Origin of the sequence: Chitinophaga sp. YR573 (genome assembly GCF_900110995.1) — a bacterium.
Lineage (GTDB): Bacteria > Bacteroidota > Bacteroidia > Chitinophagales > Chitinophagaceae > Chitinophaga.
In genome coordinates this window covers 43,671-61,811 of sequence record NZ_FOJF01000003.1, presented here as the reverse complement: position 1 = coordinate 61,811, position 18,141 = coordinate 43,671, and the positions used below count along the sequence as shown (strand labels likewise).

Here is an 18,141-nt window from a genome sequence, read left to right as displayed (position 1 = left end):
CATAATTTCCATTTATGATCACACAGAAAAGAAGACTCTTACTTTCCAACATCAGCAAAATCGGCAGCATCGTTACGATGACCGAAGCCCTTGAAATGATGGCAACTTATCAACATCAGACACCCGATGGTATCGGAGCTGTTCTATACCGCAGGGAATTGTTTGACAAGTTACTAAACGTTCCAGGTTGTGCAGGCATACGTTTAGTAAATGCCATGCATGAAGGTCATCACTCAATAGTGCTGGTAGCTGTAGACAACCACAACGTAAACATCACTACTGTGATAGCAGGTAAGGGAAGCATCAGTCCTTATTATAACCCCTGGGAGAGTAATTGTAATGTTGATAAAACAGGTGACTTTATCAGTAAAGATGTTGCTACTGATATGATCAAAGCATACCAGGATCTGAAACCGGGTACTATCAAGTCAAATTTATATGGCAGAGAAGCTTTTGAAACATTACTGAGTGCTCCCGGTTGTGCAGGCATTCGTTTGTTCAATGGTATTGCTAAAGATGGAGATCATAAATTTGTACTGGTACCAGTGGATGCTGCACAAAATGCAATTGGCAAATGTCAGTTGACAACAGGCGCAGGCATGCTGTTCGTTGATCCACCGATTATAGATGGTGGTGTACCATGCCCTCCTTATTGTCCGCCATTTGGGACTGTAATTCTGTAAAGATTTATTATGAGAGCCGTTCCCTGAAAGGAACGGCTCCTTCTTTTTATCCAGGCATTTATTAACCAAACTCATTCTAAACAAAACTATCAGATGAAAGACCTCATTGGATTGGTAATAAACTAAGATTCCCCATGGAATGACCTCTAATCAGGAATAAGCTGTGATGTTATAATAACTTCCCTGTTTTCAAGTTTTGGAATTATCTTTCCAATGACCAGCGTTTTGAAATGTTCCGAATTGCGGTGTCCTTCCAACGCAGTTTCATTCGTATATCCCTCAAATAATATCAATGTGTTTGCGTCAGATTTACTTTGGTGGATTTTATAAAATAAATTCCCTTCTTCCTTGCTACTTTGCTCAGCCACTTCAGTAAGAAGTTTCAACACGCTATCCAACTGACCTTCTTTAACCTGCCATTTGGCAAATGTATAAACAGGGATCTCATTCATTTTTTGATATTTAGTTTATGTAATAAATTTTAGTATTGCTGCTCTTCCAAAAAAGGAGCAATGTTATGAGGAACTTATGCTTTCGAAGATTCTAAAATAGCAATCATTTTCTCGGCTGCCCCTTTAGCTGAGGCAGGGTTTTGGCCAGTTACAAGATTGTCATCTGCAATGCTGTTAGCAGACCACGGGGCTGCAGTATGGTATATTGCTCCCTGGTTAGTGAGCGCTGTTTGCAGATAGAAAGGCACATCTGCCCTGGCATAGTTCTCCTCCTCTTCATTTGTAAAAGAAACCATGTTCTTGCCATTGACCAGATAAGACCCGTCACTAAGTTTTACATTCAGGAAAGACACCGGACCATGACAAACTGCACCAACGACACCATTACGTTCATATGTTTCTGCGATTACCTTTTTAAGCAATGGATTCTCGGCCATATCAACCATAGGTGCCAAACCACCAGGTACAAAAATAGCATCATAACCGCTAACATCTACATCTGAAAGTTTAACTGCTTTTTGCATCGAGGCCCATCCTTTGCCAGTTAAAAACGACAGGTTATCAGGATCATCCGCCAGATTAAGTGCATCTAAATATGGCGTATCGCCTGTTAAGCTCGCAAAGTCTATCTGGTAATTCGCTCTGCTGAATTCGGCATAAGGATGTGCCACTTCAGGTAAAAAGACACCTGTTCTTCTGTTATTAGGACCAATAGTATTGGCGTTTGAAACAATGATCAGAATTTTCATCTTTAAATAATTTTAATTGTAATGCAATTATCTAATTGAATAATTTTTATACAACAAAATTACTATCGTGGAAGGCATAGAGAAAGGATCTGAATCACAATTAACGAGTGATCCAAATCACACATTTTCAGAATGACGGCATCGACTTCATCCGGGGAGAAAGATCATTGTATTGGAATTTGAAGAACAGATTCATTAGAAATAATATAACCGGCATTATGAAGGGAGAATGCCAAAGTATTTCCCTTACTTGCTATCAGAGTGCAACCTGCTTAATGTTTCACGGCTAACACCGAGAAATTCTGCGATATATTTTTTAGGAATTCTTTGTAGCAAATCAGGATACCATTGTGAAAACTCTTCATAACGTTCCTGCGGTGTACTCGAAAGTAATAATGCTATCCTTTGTTGTAAAGCAACAAACCCATTGGTAAGCTTTAACCTGAAAAAATGTTCCATTTTATGAAGATCAGCAGATAGTTTTTCTCTCCCATAAAGTGTCAGGCACAGTACCTCACCGTTCTCTAAACATTCAACAAACATGCTTGCAGGCTTTTGCTTAAAATAACCAATATAGTCAGACATCCACCAGTTTTCCTGGGCGAACTGCAAAATATGTTCTTTCCCATCATTGTCAATATAAAACACCTTATAAATGCCCTTTATTACCAGATATTCATATTTCACTTCATCTCCTTCATGAATGAGGTATTGTTTTTTTCGTACCTTTTTTAATGAAAAAAAAGTTTTGATATACTCAAATTCCTCATCGTTTAAAGGTGTTATTGCCTCAATATGTTTTCTTAGTTTTTCCATGTTTTATTATTACAAAACTATAAACATCCCTTTCCGGGAAAGCTATAGCTGCAGTTCTGTATATTGGAACTGCAATAACGGGTGTATTAAAATAAAGTAAACACAATTATTGATTACCTTACTATATAATATAGGCAAATTTAATGAAGAAGATGTAAAATTGAAGAAATTACAGAGGAATTCCCCTTCATCCTCCCATCCTTCTTTCAGTAATTTATTCCGATCAATAAGCTGATTCTGATCGCGCGTAAATATGCCTGGCAGTTTTGACTCTTTTGCTGTTAGTTCCAGCTTCATCAAAAGAAGTAGACGTTTTCATATTAATAAAAGCCAAAATTGTAGCAGGGACAACGATGATTCCAATCAGTGAAAACACCCGTGAATGCATGTTTACAAAGATTTTACATTACAATTTACACTTTTTTACAATTAATTTCCGGGTTTCAAAATGAGCTAGATTAGGTTTGCCTTATCAAAATCATTTTAAACATTAACTTATGATCAGAAAACTATTTACTTCCAGCCTCTACCTTGATAAATGGCTTGTTATTCTCAGGGTGATTACCGGTATTATTATAATGAAATACGGATTGGAAGTTTTCAACAAGGACCACATGCAGGGGAATACAGCATGGTTAAAAGATATCCACTTTCCTCTTCCCTCATTCATGGCCTATGTTGGGAAAACAACAGAATTATTGGGGGGAATTTTCCTGATTCCTGGGCTATTTACAAGGGTTGTATCTATTCTGTTGCTTATAAACATGTCAGTTATAACTTTTATAATGGGAAACGCAAAGATTTTAGGAGAAGAGACATTGCCATTCTTATTGCTATTATTATTTGCGACATTCTTTTTTGCAGGTTCAGGCAAATGGAGTCTTGATTGCCTTCTGTTTAAAAAGCAACTGTAAAAGAGAAATGGGAATAACCAAGCATAATCATACTTAATTATTCCATTTTATCTGCAGGCAAAGATTGTAATATTTTTTTTCTTATGAAAGTAGTGTATAGTAACGGAAATAAAATGTTATGGGCAAGGTGCTGTCCGAGATTGTGGTATCGAAAAAGACTAAAAATGAGGACACTTTTAATTATATTTTTTCTAACTGTGCCATTTGTTTCTTTTTCACAAACAATCTTTCCTAGTCTAAGTCCGAAAGGAAGAATTGAGCAAAAGATTGGACTAACGAACATTTCAGTAGACTACGAGAGACCAGCAGCCAGAGGGCGCAAAGTATTTGGCGAATTAGTCAAGTACGACAAATTGTGGAGAACTGGTGCAGGAAATTGTACAAAGATTGGATTCAGTAAGCCTGTTGTTATCAGCAATAAAAACATAAGCAAAGGGACTTACTCAATCTTTACTATTCCAGGCACCAGCGAATGGACTGTGATATTGAATAAGGACACGACTCTTTACGGAGTAACGTCGTACGACGCGACAAAGGATATAATTCGATTCAAAGTAAAGGCACACCCGACAGATCGATACTACGAATCACTAACCATAGACATCGACATAGTACCAAACAATGCCATCGTCTACCTTTCGTGGGAGAATACCCAGATTTCATTCCAGGTAAAAACAGAATCAGACAAACTAGTCAATGATTTTATTCAACAATATCTGTTGACAGATAAGTCACAAAATTCAGACGAATACGCGGAGGCTGCAGAGTACTATTACTACCTAAATAAGGATTTGGATCGAGCGGTGGTACTCATTGACAAGGCAATTGCAATGAAAAGGGAATCCTGGTACTACAGGCAAAAAGTTGACATTCTGGAAATGCAAAAGAAATATGAAGAAGCGATTGACTGTGCTACTCTGGCTATTTCAATAGATCAAAAGAGAACAAATTGGGACTCCAGGACAAAGCAACAAAGTGAAACGGAGTATAAGAAACGAATTGAGTTTTTTAAGCGTCAAAAAAATTAGAATAAATCATTGATCGGAAGCGTATAATAGCGGAAATATACTGTGTGAAATAGCAATTTGGCATCCTGCTATTAAATACAATTTGAGGAGTACATTTCAGGCATAAAAATTCAAAATGTTATTAAAATCAAAATTTATGAGATTTTTTCTTTTGCTAAGTATCATTATACTTTCTTCTTGTGAAAACAAGAAAGAAACAATTGTAAATAGACAACAAACTATTAAGGAAGAGATGGAAGAGGTAAAAACATTTTACTATAAAAAGTTAGACAGTTTAGAAAGTGTAAAGGAAACTGATACCAATTCCGCAAAACGCCAGAAAATTGCAGAAGAGTTTGTTTCAACTGATGGAAAAAAATCAGTTGCGTTAATTAAGCTTCAAAAGGAATATGATTCTTTAGAAGTAGAATTAAAGAAATACTAAACAATCTACAGCAACGTTATTGCTATATTACAGTATAGTAGCTACCTCAAACGCAGGCCGCATGGGTTATTTGCCATACAACCGGTCAAGTGGCATTAATTTTATGTGTTTAAAGGAGTGATTATTGGTGAAATAAATTTGAAAACCCGCTAAAAGTAGTCACGATATTATTGGTGCTGAATAAAATAAACATGGTTAAAGACGACATAATAATTTTTGGAGGGTATAGCTGGCAGGTGCTTGACATTAAAGATTGCAAAGCGCTCATCGTTACAAAAGATATCATCGAACTTCGGTGGTATCATAGTAGGTTTGCAGATATCACCTGGGCAGATTGTGAATTAAGAATGTACCTGAACGATAAAATCTACAATCAATTTAGCCAAAGTGAAAAAGCACGGATTATTAAGATCACTAACACTAATCCAGGTAACCCATGGTTTAAAACGAAAGGAGGAGATGATACTAATGACTACTTATTTTTACTAAGTCTGGAAGAGGTATGCACATATTTTGGTGACAGCATATCAAGGTTGCAGAATAAGGGGAGACAGAAATGGTCTATAGACGACGAAAATAATGGTAACAGACAGGCAAAATCAGGAGACGATTTCCACTGGTGGCGCTTACGGTCACCCGGCTATTATGGACGAACTGGTGCGAGTGTCAATTCGCATGGGCATGTCTACGTTCGTGGTAATGGGGTTCATGGTAAGCCCAGAGATGGTGGTGGTGTTCGTCCAGCATTATGGCTGAAAATGGATTAAATCACTAAATAAGAAAGCCTTCAGATATGCCCTGACATTGAAACAATCAGCAGCGTTAATTCTGTTGTACTATGGTTCGGGGCTTGACGAATAAAGCCTAACTTTAGTTCTTAATATTTAACTTTATCAAAAGCCAGGCAGTGGCTCCGGGTGGAAGAATATAAAATTCCCCACCACCGGCAATACCTGCCCGTTGGCAGCCATTTCATCCAGACAACTAATGACAACTTTCATAAAGACCACTATGAAGCACATCCTTTTTATTTTTCAGCTGTTTCCAGCCTTCCTCCTCGCGCAAGGTAACGACCAGGTCAGCATTGATCGCATTACTCTTGAGTCCAAAGTTTTGGGAGAGAATCGTTCTATTTACATTCAATATCCAATGAACCCAACAAAGCCGGAAGCGGCATATCCGGTGTTGTACTTGCTGGATGGCGAAAGTCATTTCGATCTCGTTTCACAGCAATGTATTTACTTGAGTCGCTGGGATGTGAATGTCATGCCGGAAATGATCGTTGTGGGAATTGTGAATACTAACCGTGTGCGTGACCTTACTCCAACGCATTCCGTCATCGACTATTATGGAAAAGCGGATACAACTGCCACATCGAGGCTGAAACCTAGCGGAGATAATGAAAAGTTTTTTCAATTCATACAAAATGAATTGATGCCCTATATTAATTCTCATTATAAAACACAGCCATTCAAAATATTTGCTGGTCATTCCTTTGGTGGGATCACTGTGGTTAATTGTCTGCTGACGCGGCCTGAGTTATTCAATGCCTATGTGGCAGTAAGTCCTTCCTTTTGGTGGGACCACGGTTATTTATTGAAACTCGCTGATCAAAAATTAAAGAAAGGCACTACACTCAATAAAATTCTTTTTTACAGCGATGGCAATGAAGGGCTTGACGATAAATCCACATTTCATTCAGACCTTTTAACGTTTGATTCATTGATAAACACGCGAGCTTTATCCGGCATGAGTAATAAATATGTTTACTATCCGGAAGAGAGTCACATGAGTGAACCCCTGTTTGCCTATGCAGAAGCGTTGCGATTTATCTTTAAACCCTGGGCGCTTCCGCCTATAAGCGAAAAAGAAGTGAGTGGTGAATGGATCTTAAAGCATTATACCATGCTGACGAAACTATATGGATATACCATTTTACCAAACGAGAAGAATATCTACGACTGGGCATTGTGGCTGGCGAGCAAACCTGAAAACCTTGATAATGCCATCAGCCTTTTAGAAATGCTTACGAATGTATACCCTACCTCCTCTAAAACACTTGTCACACTAGGAGATGTTTATGTGAAAAAAGGAAACAGAAAAAAGGCGCTGAGTTATTACCAGAAAGCAGCCACACTCGATCCAAGCTCAGCAGAATTAAAAGAAAAACTAAAGTGATTATAACTCAGTGTCTGTGAGGACACCAACAAATGTCTATGTACAGTTTGAAAATGAAAAATGCCAACACAGATCGTGGCAGCCTTTTCGTTAAATGTTTTAACTCACACCGGAAGAGCTTTTTCCAGCACGGCCCTGTTGTTTTCACCCCATGCCTCCAAATTTAAAATGATAGGAAGTAAACTTTTCCCTAAATCTGTAAGTTCGTATTCTACTTTAGGAACTTTGGTATCGAAAATGACTTTACTGACAAAACTGTGCAATACCAATTCATTCAGTTGATTAGCCAGAACACGCCTATCCGCGGTGCCAATTTTTCGTTGTAATTCCCCCGGTCTTTTAAGTCCTGTTGATATATAGTAAATCAACATGAGTTTCCATTTTCCGTTCAATAATTCTTTGAATAAATGAAGCCCGCAGTCTTTCCGAAGCGGAATTTTCTTCTCATATTTCATATTCGATATGTATAGTGCCTCCACCCTTATAGGGATTAATTTATGCGTACTTGCCCTAAGGCATGATTTGAAATAATTTTGATATAAATAAATAAAAATATGATTAAGTTTTCATTTTTAATTAAAAGAATTCCTGAGATGAGCTTTGAACAATTTGTGGATTATCACAAAAATAAACATGCTCCTTTATTTGCTTCCATACCCGAGACGAAGCAATACGTACGCAGGTATGTTGTAAATCATCCGGTAGAAGCACCGGGTTTTCCTGCACCTATATATGATGGTATAACAGATATATATTTTGATTCATTTGACGATTATCAACAATTCTTTTCGAGCGAAAACTTTTTGAACAAAGTAAATCCCGACCATATTAACTTTTTTGATATCGCCAATGTTGTAATAATGGTAACTAATGAGACAATAATTAAAGCCTAAAAAACGGAACTACAAATTATTAAAGCAACGAATTCAAACGTTAAAAGCCTCCAGATGTAAAATCTGGAGGCTTATTAAGTGCGGGCAAAGAGGGACAACTTTCGAACCTTTTCATGGTAGATCTGGAGAAAATTTTCTTGTTGGCCCACGAGATTATTTAAACAAAATTGTAGTTTAAAGGACGCAATTTTTCAATTAGGTCTAGTTAAGAATATTCTTATTTTATTGAAAATCAGCCTATTATAAGGCATATCCGACATGGAATTCAAAATTTCCTTGATTTTTAGTAGTTTTACTTCAAATGGATACTAATGATACCAGAAGCAAACTTAAAAATATCATTGACGGAGTTATCATTGAGGGGGCAGCAGATAATTGCACAGCAACCAGGAATATCCTATGCGCAAGCTTTAGCACAAGTACAACGGTTAAAAGAGATTTCGAAAGTAAAGCAATCACAAAAAAAGAGCAGGTCGAATTCTTAAAAACCTATGCGTCGGAAAAAAATCTTTCGATAAAACAAGCCCCAAACGAATCCCAATATCTTGCCAGAGGTGGTGAATCCAAAGTTTATTTTGAAGCAGAAACTAATAGTGTAATTAAACTAAATGATGGAATTTATTATGCTACCTGGTTGGAGTTCTTTAACAGTATTGTAATTCACAATCTTCTTTTCCCCAATACAGCTTATAGTCTTCTTGGATTTATTGAAATCGAAGATACATTTTACACCGTGTTAAAACAACCGTTTGTTACATCTGACGATGCAGTTGATCTGGCCGATGTTAAAAATTTACTGGCATACAATGGTTTTGAAAATACGTTAAGGAATGGACTTTCTACAAATAACTATTACAATAAAGAGTTAGGATTGATTCTCGAAGATATACATGATGAAAACGTTATCGTGAAAGCCAATACACTTTTCTTTATTGATACGGTATTCTATACAGCCTTTCAATAGAGTAAAGATTAGAGGTATTACGTGATCGCCACAAGTTTATTGTAATCCCCAAAACTTAGTCGAGATAAAATTTTCTAATACTATGAATAGTGTCAAATATGTTTAGGCAGAACCAGCTACATATTGTTTAGAACTTGACCCAAACATGTCGACTTCCCTGATGTTAATTTCCCAATGCAACATTCTGGCAATTAGAAGAGCATGAACATTATTTACTATATTTAAAATTGGTTATCACTCATTTAAACTCTAATGATAAAGCTGAAATTTGGAAATCTGGAAATTGAAATATATGACGATCCAACATTCTCGCTCCTTTCGACAGACAATTCGCGTAATTATTCCAGGCACTATTTGAGCAGCGGAGCGTTAGATTTTCCAGTTTCCCAACATGGAATTAGGATATCAAATAATGATATTGAAATTAATAATTGTATTATTATTGGCTCAGGAGGAGCAACAGGAATCAATAAAAATTCTGCGCTCCTGGATACGGATAAAGTACTGATTTGCTGCTGTAATACGGTATTTTGTTTATCTGTTCCAGACCTGGAATTACCAGGAAATTATCTCTCACAGGGGCATTGATCTGTTTTGCAAACAGTGTGATAAAGTCAAAACCTGGGGCTGCTGTAAATTCAAAAATCATTGCAAGTATTAATTAGTGAAACTTCTAAGATCATGTGAGTCTGTTAAAATAGGTAAAATCCTTTTCAAAAAGCATGATATTCAAATAAATCATGTCAAATGAAATTCGAGGGATTTGCAATTCGTTGTTCTTCCAGCGTTAAAGATGAAAGTGGTGTTTTTAGTCGGAACATGCAGTTCCTTGCGAGCAACTATGAAAACAAACTTAGAAGGAAAAGAATGATTGACGGCATGACAGATTGTTGATAGTTAATTATTTATATTGATTTTTGTTTTTTAGCGTATTATTTGATCTGATAATTTGCCTGTATTATTTTGAAATTCCAAAACAGGGATACCCGCTCTGGTAGCTACCAGAGCGGGTATTATTTGTATCAGTTCTATTTGCAACATCTTATAATGTCTGGCGCGCGAATTCTTAGCCATTGGCTGATGAGGTAAGAGGAGCCATAGCAGCTTCCTTTCCACTGGTAAATACCTCATTTATCTTGTTTACCAGTGGTGTGCGCGTATTGGGGCAGTGCACCAGTTTGTCAGGAACGATCGGCACTATCTGGGAGCTCATATTCAGCATGTCGCCAAATACCTGCCATACGATGCAGCCTGCCAGTTCTTGGTCAATGATATATGCTGCTTTTTCCCCAACAGAGCGTTCGTCATCGTAGCTGATAAAGTATTTGTCCTTGGTACGGTATGGCACTTTGGCATTGTCGTCCCAATGTTCCGTCCAGCCATTGACCACGGTTGCGCGGTGCAGCACCATGCTATAATAGGGCGTACCTTGAGTTTCTGGCCAATGGTCGAAATCTGAGCCGGTTTCGATCGGCCCGTCTGGGTCTACGGTTTCATTACGTTTTACGAGTGGTGAATTGAGAGCTGCTTGTCCCTGGGTAATTACACCCCGTCCATAAGTTGCGATACCTGCGGTTACCTTGCTCATGTTAACGCCGAAGTTTCTCAGGGCAAGTATGCATGCATCCAGTGACCTGTTGGACGCTTCCTGGCCTGGGTAATCGTATAAGGGTGAGTTGTGCCCGGCTATATCCGAGAACCCGCCGTTGAAGTCGTAGGTCATCATATTGAAATAATCCATGCTGTTGTTCAGCCTTGCCCAGTCAAATCCGGATAAAAGCTCAGGAACAGCGGAGAAGGCAGCCGTTAAGAGCTTATCACTTCCGATTCTTTCCCGAATATCGTCCATCAACTGGGCAAAGTTGTTATAGTCCACTTCACCGTAGTCGATAATATTCATTCCTCTGCCATTCGGGTATTCCCAATCAATGTCGATCCCATCAAAACCCATACTGATCAGCTTTTCGCAATCATCCAGGAAGCGGTTCTTTTTGGTGTTATCCTTAGCCATTTCCGGGAAGTGTTTGCACATACTCCAGCCTCCGATAGAAGCCATCACCTTTACACCTTCATCCTTACCTTTTTGTAGTAGACCAGGCTCACCACCGGGCTTCGGCAGAACGAGAGGATAACACCCCCTAAGCTGACTATTTACATTCAACCAGCCATCAGAGCCTTCACATGAACCGGGGTTGTTCCTGTAACCCAATTGATAGGCCCAATGATCCGTGCCGATATACCAGACCGTATCCAGCTCTCCGTACAATATCCAAAGATCAAAACTACTGTATGGGTCTTCATATAACATAGGCGCTGGTTCCTGTACCTGGCCGGGGTCATAGATCTGCTTGTTTCGAAAATCGCCGCTGTGCAGGGAACCGTCCCTTGCCACACCGAAAAAAGAGAAGTTAAGTATGGTATACTGGCTGAAATCCACGTTCACGTGGGTGTACCCTGCTTTGGGCACTATGTCCTGAATATCTTTCCAGGCATCATACTGTGTAATGTACCCTATTACCTGTTTGTTATGAGCAAGGGCGCTTTTTGAACTAGTGATGTTCTGTTTGTTTTTCATAGCATTCGCAATTTTGGGTGAAAAAATATTTATTTATAAATGTGCTGTATATTGTTAGGCAAAGCACAACAACCTGTATAACGCTGCAACACGACATTTATAAGCCATGATGTTATTTCTGCTGCCGTGGTATTACTATCACGTAATTGTTCATCTCCTTACTGATCGTCAGTGCACACGTTGGGCTCTTCCCAGGGGATCGGCTTCTTCCTCACCTGTGATAAGATAAATTAGGTGTAGGCAGGTATAGCACATTGCCTTCATCGCGATAGCTATCTCAGCATAACCTAATTCCTGTTTGAATTGAAGTTCCCATGTATATCGGCCATCAGGCGTAGTTGTTATAACCTACTAGTGGATAGTACTCTGGGCTTTCATTACTAAAGAAACAAATGCCAAGATCGCCAGTGAAAAGGTTATCATAGAATGAGAATTTTAAGTGACATGAAATAAATGGAGCAAATAATTCAAAGAGTGATTTGATTAATAATCAACTAATTTGAGGGATATGATCTAAACGATCATAATATAATTTCCGACTGTTATTCACTATTGAAACAACAGTTCCAATGAAAAAGTTCAAAAATGAGGTACCCGGCCAAGACTTTTATTTTAGTAAAAGCTGCTTAACCTATACAAGGTGGGTAAGATGCCGACAGGATAAACAATCCATTATTGAAGGCTTCAAGAGTTGCTGAATGGGCAAGAAAAAGAGTAACCCATGAACCACTAACTTTGGAAATCAGAAAAAAGTCTCATGTTATTTTAAAGGTCTTCAATAATATGGGTAGCGAAGGCAAGCTTACAAAAATTATCACCGAAGAAAATGAAGCAAACTATGCCGCTCAGCTCAAAGGCCTTCCGCAAGATGAGATTGGATTAATTATTTACAAAAAGGATGAATGTAATTGGGGGTAATTACCAAAAGAAGAATTAGGTCTGCAATAAATGGAGAAGGATATGAACTAATGATCAAAGACCTGGATAACGGCCATTTTTGTTTTGAAAATATTGAAGCGCATAAGTACAAATTTATTCTTACAGACAAGAAGAATGACAAATCATACACTGCATTTGGAGAAGGGAGATTTATTTGGTAGCATGACAAAGGTGATCTTCTTTTAGCCCAGCCTTGAAGGCTTTTATAATTTCTGCGGAGAAAGAGGGGGGCCCGTATTACCCACCTATCGGGTAATCCCCCCGAAAACGAAAACGGGACAAATCATACTGAAGATGATTTGTCCCGCTTAGCGGGCTACTGGGGACGAAGTTCGAACCAGTATGCAGATGATTTATCTGAAATTCAGACATTTATTAGGCAAAACCATTTGTATAAAAGGGCTTTGGCTGAACTTAAAATTTAATACCCCTTGGTTAATTGATCGCTTTACTTACATCTATCTTTACGTATTTATTTATCAACGAATCCTGTAGGTAGATAGAAAATTTTGTAAAAATGCTATCTTTACAATCATCAGCTGCTATTAATTTTTTATCGCATACCAGGTAATAAGAAGTTCCATCAAAACATCTCGCCCCCTCTTGCTTAATAGCTGATTTTTCTTTCATAGCATTTCTTGCATTATTGATCAGGCTACTAAATTGCATTGAGTTTCCTTCAATATTAAAAGAATAGCCATTAAATGGAAGAGCTTTTCTATCCCCATTTTCAAAATGCCATACTGCAGTATGATTAACAGGCGCCACTTCATATAAAACACCACGAATACCATCCTTCTTTTTCTGGCACAATATGGTGAAAGATGTTCCAAAACTTGGTGCACAGACAAAAAGCAAAGTATTACTATCTGGAAAATTTTTACTAAGCGGAAGTGAAAACGGGTCTAACAGCGATAATACAAATTTTGCTGTCGAATCAGTTTTACTGTTATCAACAGCCTTATTATCAACGACCTTTTGTTTGCAGGAAACAAAGAATAAAGCTAAAATTAAAAAATAGATTCGTCTCATAGTTTACGTTTAGAAGTTAAAAGCTATAAATAACGTTTTTTAGAATATCTCATATAAAAACTCAACATATACTATCACTTACCTTTTATATTACTGTATATGAGATAGGATTTAGGTTGATTTGCATAAACAGGATCTTCTACTATTAAAGTACCTGATATTGTTTTTGCGCTAGCACCCGTTCCATACACTGTAACACCATAAGATGTTGCTATGAGCGCAACAGATCTGCCCTGGCTTGTTGCATTTGGACTTCTGTATAATGCCGGTTGATAATCAAAAAGTCCTTTATACGAGGTTGGTTCGCCAAGAAATAGTTGATTTTCTTTTGCAGTAGGATATAAAACTGGTTCACCCGCTGCTTTATCATGCACATGTCCAAAAAGGAAGAGATCAGATTGTTCTTGCTTTGAATAATTCTTTTCAATTTGCCCAGAAATGTCAACTCTATCTACCTTATTAGATTTATCCATTGGCATAGCCGTAATACGTATCTCCTTATCGTCTCCTATTGTGCCAACAAATGCAATTTCTTTCCTTTCTTTATCAGCGCGACTAGAAATAGATTTTAATTGGGCAGCAGTATTACCACCCATAAATGCAATGGACACATCTCTCATCGCCTGTCCAAGTTTATTTGCCGCTTTGAGGCTAAGTTTACTTGCATCAAATGCAGGAGTATTAGGATCACTATTCTCCATAAAATGAACTTGATTGGTTAAATTATCATTAATAACTCCCAAATACTGTCCACTTGCGCCAAACACCCAGGTCGTGTCGCCTACCGGGTCTGCATATAGCAATGGGTTATTTGCCATAGCGGCATAGGGGCTAGTGATCTCACTAGGTTTGGGATCTATTTGCCACCATCTTCCCAGTTGCGGATCAAGGTTTCTCAACTGCGCATCATACATATCCAGATCCAGATCATCCGTATACTCTATTCCATTAAACTTTTTACGATTTTCAGGATAGTTCATACCTTTCAATGCATTACTGCTGATTCCGGTCATTGCTAAACCAAAGGGATAATAATGGGTTTCTTCCAGTACAGGACCACTAACCACAGCCACGGTTACATTATCAAAGAATACATCCTGCTCGGTTTCGTTACTGGTGTAAACATATAGGAAACCACTTTTAGCGGCCACCATCTGATCGGTGCCCAACTCCTGAAGTTCATCCGGAGTGGCCTTCACTTGCCGTACACCACTATTTTCGTCTACTAATTTAAACTGATCATCAAATAAAACAAAATTTAAATATGCCTTAGGCCGGTTGGAGGCAGTACCATCCGGCTCTCTCTGTTTTAACCGCTGATAATCCCCATTGTAAAAACTACTATTTAAGGGCGTATTATTACTCAGTTCCGAACCATGTGCATCATTAGTAACATGACCACCAAATGCCTGTAAAAGACCAGCTATCATCTCTTCTGCGGGATGCTGCGTCGATTGATCGTTTGGCCCTACTGATTTATAAAATGCCCGTGCATGCATTCTGACAGTATCCCCTACCATTACACGTAATACTAACGAAGGACCAATTTTTCTGCTGCCCGATTTTGCATTCAATTTTGCCACAGAAGCATTACGAGCTGTATCCTGGTCTTTGGGATATCCTGACGGCGTTTCAGTTCTGGTTTCATCTATATTACTAAACAATGCGGTTTCTGTAGCGGCTACTGCGGTTTCCATCGTAGCGGTATACATCGTAAAATCTGTTTGGTCAGTCAATACTAATCTTACGTTACCAAGTTGATCATTTTCAAAATAATCAAAACTATAACTCACAGCCTGACCGGTTTTATAAACAGGTCTGATACGGCCTTCTTCATGTGCAATAAATTGAAGCGTATCTTGTTTATAGACCAATCCATTAACATAATCTGTTACAGTTGTTTTTACAGGAGATACCCTGGAATCTATCACCGTTTTCTTTAGTCTATTACCAGTAGCATCATATTGATAACTTATGCTGCCTTTACCTACAATCGAAATAGTAGCGGGAAGATTAAGATGGTTATACGTAATCGCACTGCCCCTATTTTGATCAACGGTCAAATTACCATTACCATCATAAGCATAGTCGTTTCCTGAATTAGTCCCATTAATAAAGTCGCCCAGGTTTGCATTAGCTGTATGACTTGTATCTGAAACGGCCATTAACTTATTGCTTCCGGAAGCATACGTATAGGTCAACCTATCTATAGTGTCTATCGCAGCCCCAACTAATCCAACTTGTTTTAATGTGATGATATTTCCGTTGGCGTCATAGTTAAGGTTACTTACCGTAAAATTCATCAAGTCCTTTGTCCAGGCTGCGCCACTGGTGTTCTGTTGTGAAAAGTCTGCCGCTGTTAGCCTGTTATTGTTGTCATAACTGTAGCCGTAAGCACGCGCAATACCGTTAGATTTACTTTTCCATTTGGTTCCTGAAATATTGCCATCATACTGATTAATGGTAAAACCATTGTCATAGTTTATTTCCTGACCAAAATAGTTTACATTACTACCGGTGGTATTCACAAACGTTTTATTGATGCCGTCCATCCAGCCCCGCAAATTGTAGCTGTAGTTCAGAGAATCCAGCTGTGTATTAGTGCCTGTTACTCCCAGCCTCTTTTGTTTGAGCCTACCGAGTTCATCGTAAGTGTTTGCCACAGTCGTTTTGTCCTGACCTGTAACATCATTCAATCGTTTTTTGACAGTTAATAGCCTACCTGTAGCGTCATAAGCCAGCATAGTTAACACGGAAACTTGTGGAATGCCAATGCTTCTTGGATTAGTATGCCTTAAATATCTGCTCAAAAGCTTTCCCTCAAAGTCATAAAGATTAGTAACTATATCTTTGCCACCGACACTGTTTTCAGACGAAACCTGTATATTTCTATTCAGCCCATCATAGTATATAGTAGATGTAAGCCATTGGTCACTATCCAATATACGTACTTTAGTCCCTGTTACCATTCCTTTGATCCTGGCATTAAAAGCAGTTGGTAGTGCTACAGGATAGGAACCTACTCCAGCATCCGGTTTACCAAGATCTGCGGTTTGATAACTTAAAGCACCGGCATAGCTATAATCGTCATAAAATGTATAAGCAAGTGGGGTAAGATCACTAGCTGCTATGGAAGGCAAGGGGTTGGTAACCATCAAGTTTGTCGTGCCGCCAGTAACAGCCGAATTTATAGAGGCAGTCACGGTAGCTCCACTTCCTGTATCGAATTCTGTTTGAAATTCGATACTTTGAGTAGCAGTGTAACTACTGTCACCATTATAGTTGCCTAGAATAAGATTCGCTATACCAGGATAGGTATAAGAAATACTTTGTGTTCCAGAAACAGCCGTATTTAAACTAGCCTGTAAAGAAGACGGGGTTGTATTTGCCTTATAAATAGCCGTCATGGTAGGACGGTTCAAGTCATCATAAAAAGTGGTAAACCACTCTTGGGGATTCTTTGTTCGCTGAATGCTATCCTGTGTAAAAACCAGCCGGTCTCTGACATCATAGATGAGATAAACAACTCCGGCACCAGGTATTTTTTTAGCCATCAATCGGTTACGGCTATCATACTTATATTGAAAGCACAATTCATTAGCTACAGTACTTAAATTCCAAGCTAACCGCATACTGATTTCAGTCGCCAACGGAGGAATAACTACTCTCAGATTACTTAAATTATCATACACATAGTAAGTACATAACCATCCTATATGTCCCGTACCGGGAGCAGCTGACAACTGGCTTTTTTTCAACACAATACGTCCCAGTAAATCCGTATACTCAATGGCCTTACTTCCTGACTCGTCCAGCGTAATATTCTTATACAATTTACCGGCAGCATAAATATTATTACTTACTGGAAGGTCCGTACCCATACTCCAGATTCGTACTGAATCGGCGAGTGTATTAATCTGGTACTGATTTTCCGTAGGATGATTGCCACCTTCCTTAGCCCAGCTGTTTCCGGGTGCATAAACCTTTAGAACCCGGTTTAAGGGTGACGCCTCATAAGTTACAGCGCTATAATAAACTGTTTCACCTGCGACATTAGGATTCAGGCTGGCATTCTGATAATATATCTTTTGACTATTAAAAGGGTCTGTTTTAAATTTGCCATCACTGCTATTACCGGTTTGCTGTGCATAAGGCAGGTATTTATATTGTTCTCTTCCCAATGAATCGTAGACAACAGGCGTTACGATATCCTTTCCTCCCGGGCTGGTTCCCTTTATTACGCTTTGTAAAGGTCGCCCCATACCATCAAAATATTTTGTTGCCTGTTTTACTTCAGCGATAGTACGTGCAGCTGAAAGGACCACATTTGTATCGCTTGTCGGCATATTAGGTTCCCATACACGTACATAGTTAACAGATGTACCAGAATATGCAGCAGGCACCGTAACAGGAGAAGCTGATGGTCTACTACTAGTAACTGGAATGACTGGTTGGATTGTCTGTGCGGACAAATTCAACTTGCACAGACACGCT

17 protein-coding genes are annotated in these 18,141 nt (G+C 38.6%); 10 read left to right on the top strand and 7 right to left on the bottom strand.

What is annotated here, in order from left to right:
• Positions 1–14 precede the first annotated feature (14 nt).
• Complete coding sequence (locus BMW86_RS26670; protein WP_089785937.1) at positions 15–683, top strand: hypothetical protein; 669 nt, start codon at positions 15–17, stop codon at positions 681–683.
• Positions 684–829: 146 nt separating this feature from the next.
• Here BMW86_RS26670 and BMW86_RS26665 read toward each other — a convergent pair whose 3' ends face one another.
• From BMW86_RS26665 to BMW86_RS26655, 3 genes are all read right to left on the bottom strand, one after another.
• Positions 830–1,135 carry a putative quinol monooxygenase gene (locus tag BMW86_RS26665; RefSeq protein WP_089785935.1) on the bottom strand — a complete coding sequence of 102 codons (306 nt, stop codon included), beginning with the start codon at positions 1,133–1,135 and terminating at the stop codon, positions 830–832.
• A 74-nt stretch (positions 1,136–1,209) separates the two neighbouring features.
• The gene (locus BMW86_RS26660) at positions 1,210–1,884 is read right to left on the bottom strand and encodes a type 1 glutamine amidotransferase domain-containing protein (RefSeq protein WP_089785933.1); all 675 of its coding nucleotides are present in this window, start codon (positions 1,882–1,884) and stop codon (positions 1,210–1,212) included.
• 246 nt (positions 1,885–2,130) lie between these two features.
• Complete coding sequence (locus tag BMW86_RS26655; RefSeq protein ID WP_089785931.1) at positions 2,131–2,700, bottom strand: Crp/Fnr family transcriptional regulator; 570 nt, start codon at positions 2,698–2,700, stop codon at positions 2,131–2,133.
• Positions 2,701–3,197: 497 nt separating this feature from the next.
• On the opposite strand from BMW86_RS26655, the gene BMW86_RS26645 reads away from it, so the two are divergent.
• The 5 genes from BMW86_RS26645 to BMW86_RS26625 all read left to right on the top strand — a co-directional run bounded on the left by BMW86_RS26645 (position 3,198) and on the right by BMW86_RS26625 (position 7,244).
• On the top strand, positions 3,198–3,614 hold the full coding sequence (locus tag BMW86_RS26645) for a DoxX family protein (protein ID WP_089785926.1): 417 nt from the start codon (positions 3,198–3,200) through the stop codon (positions 3,612–3,614).
• A gap of 164 nt (positions 3,615–3,778) precedes the next feature.
• Positions 3,779–4,642, top strand: coding sequence for a DUF2911 domain-containing protein (locus BMW86_RS26640; RefSeq protein WP_177189410.1), 864 nt, complete (start codon positions 3,779–3,781; stop codon positions 4,640–4,642).
• Between the two features lie 136 nt (positions 4,643–4,778).
• Positions 4,779–5,066: a hypothetical protein gene (locus BMW86_RS26635; RefSeq protein WP_143056708.1), complete on the top strand. Its 288-nt coding sequence runs from the start codon at positions 4,779–4,781 to the stop codon at positions 5,064–5,066.
• Positions 5,067–5,257: 191 nt separating this feature from the next.
• Positions 5,258–5,833 (top strand): DUF6273 domain-containing protein, encoded by a 576-nt coding sequence (locus BMW86_RS26630; protein WP_089785920.1) that lies wholly within the window; start codon positions 5,258–5,260, stop codon positions 5,831–5,833.
• A gap of 244 nt (positions 5,834–6,077) precedes the next feature.
• Positions 6,078–7,244, top strand: coding sequence for an alpha/beta hydrolase-fold protein (locus tag BMW86_RS26625; RefSeq protein WP_177189409.1), 1,167 nt, complete (start codon positions 6,078–6,080; stop codon positions 7,242–7,244).
• 104 nt (positions 7,245–7,348) lie between these two features.
• Here the strand turns inward: BMW86_RS26625 and BMW86_RS26620 are convergent, their stop codons facing one another.
• A complete protein-coding gene (locus BMW86_RS26620; RefSeq protein ID WP_089785916.1) occupies positions 7,349–7,699 on the bottom strand; it encodes a winged helix-turn-helix transcriptional regulator in 351 nt (116 codons plus the stop codon).
• A 99-nt stretch (positions 7,700–7,798) separates the two neighbouring features.
• Between BMW86_RS26620 and BMW86_RS26615 the strand changes: the two genes are divergently transcribed.
• The 3 genes from BMW86_RS26615 to BMW86_RS32900 all read left to right on the top strand — a co-directional run bounded on the left by BMW86_RS26615 (position 7,799) and on the right by BMW86_RS32900 (position 9,689).
• Entirely contained in the window at positions 7,799–8,137 is a 339-nt protein-coding gene (locus BMW86_RS26615) for an EthD domain-containing protein (protein WP_089785914.1), read from the top strand.
• 301 nt (positions 8,138–8,438) lie between these two features.
• A complete protein-coding gene (locus tag BMW86_RS26610) occupies positions 8,439–9,101 on the top strand; it encodes a putative polyvalent protein kinase domain-containing protein (RefSeq protein ID WP_089785912.1) in 663 nt (220 codons plus the stop codon).
• A gap of 252 nt (positions 9,102–9,353) precedes the next feature.
• A complete protein-coding gene (locus tag BMW86_RS32900; protein ID WP_177189408.1) occupies positions 9,354–9,689 on the top strand; it encodes a hypothetical protein in 336 nt (111 codons plus the stop codon).
• Between the two features lie 478 nt (positions 9,690–10,167).
• On the opposite strand, the gene BMW86_RS26600 is transcribed toward BMW86_RS32900, so the two are convergent.
• Complete coding sequence (locus tag BMW86_RS26600) at positions 10,168–11,676, bottom strand: glycoside hydrolase family 18 protein (protein ID WP_089785908.1); 1,509 nt, start codon at positions 11,674–11,676, stop codon at positions 10,168–10,170.
• A gap of 675 nt (positions 11,677–12,351) precedes the next feature.
• On the opposite strand from BMW86_RS26600, the gene BMW86_RS26595 reads away from it, so the two are divergent.
• Complete coding sequence (locus tag BMW86_RS26595; RefSeq protein WP_089785906.1) at positions 12,352–12,594, top strand: hypothetical protein; 243 nt, start codon at positions 12,352–12,354, stop codon at positions 12,592–12,594.
• Positions 12,595–13,050: 456 nt separating this feature from the next.
• Here the strand turns inward: BMW86_RS26595 and BMW86_RS26585 are convergent, their stop codons facing one another.
• Positions 13,051–13,647 (bottom strand): hypothetical protein, encoded by a 597-nt coding sequence (locus tag BMW86_RS26585; RefSeq protein ID WP_089785902.1) that lies wholly within the window; start codon positions 13,645–13,647, stop codon positions 13,051–13,053.
• A 74-nt stretch (positions 13,648–13,721) separates the two neighbouring features.
• On the bottom strand, positions 13,722–18,050 hold the full coding sequence (locus BMW86_RS26580) for a DUF6443 domain-containing protein (RefSeq protein WP_255373017.1): 4,329 nt from the start codon (positions 18,048–18,050) through the stop codon (positions 13,722–13,724).
• Positions 18,051–18,141: the final 91 nt, after the last annotated feature.

Coding starts and splice junctions, on each gene's coding strand:
- BMW86_RS26670 (WP_089785937.1), top strand. CDS start 15: ATGATCACACAGAAAAGAAGACTCTTACTTTCCAACATCAGCAAAATC.
- BMW86_RS26655 (WP_089785931.1), bottom strand. CDS start 2,700: ATGGAAAAACTAAGAAAACATATTGAGGCAATAACACCTTTAAACGAT.
- BMW86_RS26660 (WP_089785933.1), bottom strand. CDS start 1,884: ATGAAAATTCTGATCATTGTTTCAAACGCCAATACTATTGGTCCTAAT.
- BMW86_RS26630 (WP_089785920.1), top strand. CDS start 5,258: ATGGTTAAAGACGACATAATAATTTTTGGAGGGTATAGCTGGCAGGTG.
- BMW86_RS26645 (WP_089785926.1), top strand. CDS start 3,198: ATGATCAGAAAACTATTTACTTCCAGCCTCTACCTTGATAAATGGCTT.
- BMW86_RS26620 (WP_089785916.1), bottom strand. CDS start 7,699: ATGAAATATGAGAAGAAAATTCCGCTTCGGAAAGACTGCGGGCTTCAT.
- BMW86_RS26665 (WP_089785935.1), bottom strand. CDS start 1,135: ATGAATGAGATCCCTGTTTATACATTTGCCAAATGGCAGGTTAAAGAA.
- BMW86_RS26600 (WP_089785908.1), bottom strand. CDS start 11,676: ATGAAAAACAAACAGAACATCACTAGTTCAAAAAGCGCCCTTGCTCAT.
- BMW86_RS26625 (WP_177189409.1), top strand. CDS start 6,078: ATGAAGCACATCCTTTTTATTTTTCAGCTGTTTCCAGCCTTCCTCCTC.
- BMW86_RS26635 (WP_143056708.1), top strand. CDS start 4,779: ATGAGATTTTTTCTTTTGCTAAGTATCATTATACTTTCTTCTTGTGAA.
- BMW86_RS26610 (WP_089785912.1), top strand. CDS start 8,439: ATGGATACTAATGATACCAGAAGCAAACTTAAAAATATCATTGACGGA.
- BMW86_RS26640 (WP_177189410.1), top strand. CDS start 3,779: ATGAGGACACTTTTAATTATATTTTTTCTAACTGTGCCATTTGTTTCT.
- BMW86_RS32900 (WP_177189408.1), top strand. CDS start 9,354: ATGATAAAGCTGAAATTTGGAAATCTGGAAATTGAAATATATGACGAT.
- BMW86_RS26615 (WP_089785914.1), top strand. CDS start 7,799: ATGATTAAGTTTTCATTTTTAATTAAAAGAATTCCTGAGATGAGCTTT.
- BMW86_RS26585 (WP_089785902.1), bottom strand. CDS start 13,647: ATGAGACGAATCTATTTTTTAATTTTAGCTTTATTCTTTGTTTCCTGC.